A 4,136-nucleotide genomic window follows, 5' to 3' on the forward strand; every position below is an offset into this window, starting at 1 on the left:
GAACACCCCGATAACGAACGCGAAGATCGCCTTCACCATCACGACGGCCACCGACCGGACTCGGCGATGGAGAACCTAAACTTCCCGGCATTGGGTCTTCACCTTGCGCCGCGACAGCGCCGGGAGGCGCTTCACGGCCTCCAGCACCCGCTTGCCGCCGGAGGCCGCCCCGAGCGCGTTCGACTCGCCGAGCAGGGACAGGAACGGGCGCACCGTGCTGTAGCGGCCGGCCAGCTGGCGGCGCATCTCCGCCTCGGACTCGTCGTCGCCCGGCGGCAGCAGCTCGTCCAGCAGCCGCACCGCGGCCTCGACCTCGGCGCGCGGTCCGACCTCGGACTCCAGCGCCAGGAAGAGCGCCGCCGCGTCCAGGTCGGCGCCGGCCTCGGCGACCAGGTCCAGCTGCTCGGACCACAGCCGGTATACCGCCTGCACGGTGCGCGACGCCTTCGCCAGTCGGGGCCGGGAGGCCAGCCACTCCTTGTCCGTGGCCCGCTTCGCCACGTTCAGCAGCTTGATCTGCATCAGCAGCGCGAACACGTCCAGCGCGTCGTCGATCGCCGACGCCTCCAGGTGCCGCACCACCGAGGTCAGCAGCGCGGTGCGGCGCGGCTCCTTGGCGCGTTCCAGGATCGGCGCCTTCGAGCCCAGCCCGACCCGGGCCAGCGTCGCCAGCCGGTTCGGCGGCACCTTGTCCAGCTTCACCCGGCCCAGGTGGAAGGCGGAGATCTCGTCCACCCGCTCCAGCGCCTTCGCCATGCTGGTGCCGGTGGTGCGCGTCGGCGGCCGGCGCAGCCGCTCCAGCTCCGAGATCCGCTTGCCCTCGGGCACCTGCAGCAGCGCCACCAGGTCGCCGGGCAGCGAGCGGTCCGCCCGCCAGGCGGCGCCCGCCACCGTGGCGTACAGCCGCCGCTCCGCGACCGTCCGGACCTCCGCGACCTGCCGCACCAGCGCCGACACCCCGGGCAGCAGCACCCGGTTGCGCCGCAGCCACCCCACCGCCTGGTTGAACAGCGCCACCGGCCCCTCGGCGTGCGTCCAGGCCCGCCCGTGCAGGAAGGTGCGGAACCGTCGGCCCCATGCCGGGTCCTCGAACTGGTGGTAGCCGTAGGCGTCCCGGATCTCCCAGGCGTGCTCGTAGGCCGTCATCTGCCGCTCGGTGTACCGCTTCACCACCGAGGGGTCCTCCACGCCCAGGTGCTCGGCCACGTACGCGACCACCGACCACGGCACGTCCAGCGGGTCCTCCAGGAAGAGCCCCAGGTACCGGACTGTGCACATCTGCAGCGCGAAGCCCAGACGGTTGTGATCACCTCGCCGTTTCCCGATCAGCTGCCGGTCCACGTCATCGAGGTAGAAGAACCTCTCCATCTCCGGGCGCGTCGGCTCTTCAACGAACCGTCCGTACGCCCCGGCCTGCTCATCCGTCAGAAACTCCATCGGCACGCGGCGGACGGTATCCGCCAGTCGATCACCTCATGCGATCTTCTGCCGAAGTCGAGCGAGCCGGGCGATCACCGTGCTAGCGAGCAAGATCCTTCCTTACCGCTAACCACGTCCTGATTGATCCCCGAGGCCGGAACAGGCCCGGCCGCGCCTCGGTCAGCCAGCCCCGCTCCACCAGCCGCTTCGCCCTGAACCGGGCCGCCTGCTCCTTCGCATCACTCGCCGGCCAGCCCAGCTGCTCGCGCATCGCCCGCACCCCCTGCCCGCCGTCGGCCGCGTCGCGCTCGACCAGGGCCACGACCCGCGCGCACTCGGGCGGCAGCACCTCCACCCCCAACCCCTCACGCCGCAAGGGGACTTCGATCCGCAGTCCGGCCACGCCCGCGACCGGCTCCACCACCAGTCCACCGGCCGACGCCCCGGGCACCGCGGCCTCATCGGCCAACTCGGCCAGGGCCGCCACCGTCTCCTCCCGGGCGATCACCGCGCGCCGCGCGGCCTGCTCCGCCTCCGCCACGGCGGCCTGGACCCGCTCCAACTCGGCGCGCAGTTCCTCCGCCCTGGCCAGCGCCACCCTCTCACGCCGCTCCAGCACCCCCAGCACCGACGGCATCAGCCACCTCCGACCACGCCCCGCACCAACACGACGGTCCGAGCATGCCTACCGAGCGACGGCCACACACCTCACCTGCGAAAACGTGACCCTACCTTCGGTTTGGGAATCGCTTCTCAAGACTCAGTTGACACTCAGCCGGCTGGTCCGGTGGTTCCCGGAATGCGTGAGGGTGCCCTGCCAGCAGGGCACCCTCACGTTCGTTCAGGATGTGCTGTGTTCCAGAACCGGCCCGTGGATGGCCTCGGGGAAGCCAACGGCGAGTACCGCGTCCTGGGATTCCTTCCAGAGTTGCAGCGAGTCACCTGACTTCTTCTGCATCGAAGCCTCCCCGACCCCTTCTATTCTGACTGTCATTGCTTTTTCAGAGCATCCGACGGTCGCGAATTTAAAGGGGTCCAGCCGGGCGGACGCCAGAGTGTATTTCCCTTCAAGAATTGTTCCAGGGAATTCCTGACGGCTGTCCGAGGATCCGGTGCGGCCGGCTGGCCGGGGTGACCCGAGTGAGGTAGGCGCCGTGGTGGTCGACTCGGTCAGCACGGCGGGCAGGAGCGCAACCTGGCAGGCTCCGTCCCTCACCGAGAGGATCACGTTGGTGCCCGAGATCCCGGCGACCCCCAGGATCTTCGCGACGCCCTTGGATGGTGGGGCGTCGATGCTGCGCTGGATCGGCCCGTCCACGGATGTGGCGGCGAGCCCGTCCAGGGCCCAGGGCCCGTCACCGCCTTGAGGCGGGGTGTCGCCGTTGGTACATGCGGTCGCGAGGCCGGCCGTGAGGAGAAGTATCGTGCCCGCGAGCCAACTCGATCGCCGCATATGCTGAACTCTCCTAGTTGGCCCAGTGGTTGTAGCAGTAGCCTACCGGGTGGTAGGCGTCGCCACCGCCGACGTAGCGGTCGCCGACCGAGGTGTCGTAGACGTCGAAGGTGAAGTGGTCGAACAGCGGGTATGCCTTCAGGGTGCATGCGGACGGGGTGCTCGACGACGTACGCGCGTACGTCGTCGAGCACCGGGGCGGGCTGGGCGACTTCCTACGCATCCGGGCGCGGCCGGCTCTGCCAGGTCAAGGCCAGCGGCGACGAGGAACGGGTCGGTGAGGCGGGCCGCCACCCAGGCCGCGACCGCCGGCGGCCGGACCTATGCAGTCACAGCTAGCAGCGCAGGCCAGTTCCGCCGCCGTTGGCGCGGCTCAGGACCTCGTCGTTCCCGTTGCGGTAGAAGAAGAAGCCGTACACGTCGATACAGGTGCTGCCAGGGGCGTAGACGTACACCGGCCCCGCGTACTTGGTGTAGTACTGCAGCTCGCCGTCCTCCTGCGCCCAGCCGGATTGACTGGTGGTCTTGATGGCGACCTTGATCTTTGAAAAGTCCTTCGCCTGTGTGTCGTCGCCTCGCGCGATGGCGCAGTTCTTGCCGGTGCTGCTGCTGTAGTAGGTGTCGATCCAGCCCACCCGGCGGCCGTTGTGGTCATCGACGATCGGATACTGCTTCAGCGAACCGTACGAGCTGCCGCAGAGGTTCACCTGAGGGTATGCGGTGGCCGGGCCGGCGGTGCCGATCACGAGGCCGGCCAGTGCTGCGGAGATCGTCAGCGCCGATACAACTCGCCTAGTTTGCATGATAGTTCAGACCCTTCGCTGTAGGGCTTCCTGTTGCTAGGTATACGGTGGTCCCAGCGCCATCGCTATGCGTACGGCGCATACGGCCATCACATGTCCGAATGGCTCTGCGGTGGGACTCGTTCCGTACCGGTTTCCCCTCTTCGTAGGGCAGGCCGGCCTGTTGCCCGAGCCCCCGAGCGGGTGGGGGCGTCGCACCCGCAGCACCAGCCCGGGCCCGCCCCGCCCCCAGGCACCCGGCGGGGCGGACCGCGGTCATTGCCGCGCGCAGCTCGGCCTGGGTACGGCGGGCGACGGTGTTGACGTCGCGGTGGTCGGCGAGGTCGGCGGTTCCGGCGGCGGCCAGGTCCATGCACTCGCCCACCACCCTGCGTTCCGCGTAATTCAGCGGCCTAGAGTCACGAATCTGGGGTCTGACCTGGGCGGACATGGGTGAGGGCGCCTGAGAGCCGTTTCTCTAG

The 4,136-nt window shown here is 69.2% G+C and carries 4 protein-coding genes and 1 pseudogene; all 5 read right to left on the reverse strand.

Going from position 1 to position 4,136, the window contains the following annotated elements; all coding sequences use genetic code 11:
* Positions 1–99 precede the first annotated feature (99 nt).
* Positions 100–1,443, reverse strand: a pseudogene (locus tag ACIQ87_RS40200) (DUF4158 domain-containing protein); the annotation flags it as partial.
* Positions 1,444–1,519: 76 nt separating this feature from the next.
* Positions 1,520–2,056, reverse strand: a complete 537-nt coding sequence (locus ACIQ87_RS40205; RefSeq protein ID WP_402417224.1) for a hypothetical protein — start codon at positions 2,054–2,056, stop codon at positions 1,520–1,522.
* Between the two features lie 204 nt (positions 2,057–2,260).
* The gene (locus ACIQ87_RS40210) at positions 2,261–2,872 is read right to left on the reverse strand and encodes a hypothetical protein (protein ID WP_402417226.1); all 612 of its coding nucleotides are present in this window, start codon (positions 2,870–2,872) and stop codon (positions 2,261–2,263) included.
* A 13-nt stretch (positions 2,873–2,885) separates the two neighbouring features.
* Complete coding sequence (locus tag ACIQ87_RS40215; RefSeq protein WP_402417227.1) at positions 2,886–3,095, reverse strand: hypothetical protein; 210 nt, start codon at positions 3,093–3,095, stop codon at positions 2,886–2,888.
* A 112-nt stretch (positions 3,096–3,207) separates the two neighbouring features.
* Positions 3,208–3,675: a hypothetical protein gene (locus ACIQ87_RS40220; protein ID WP_402417229.1), complete on the reverse strand. Its 468-nt coding sequence runs from the start codon at positions 3,673–3,675 to the stop codon at positions 3,208–3,210.
* Positions 3,676–4,136 lie beyond the last annotated feature (461 nt).

It is taken from the genome of Kitasatospora sp. NPDC096204, from assembly GCF_044763205.1.
Taxonomy (GTDB): Bacteria; Actinomycetota; Actinomycetes; order Streptomycetales; family Streptomycetaceae; genus Kitasatospora.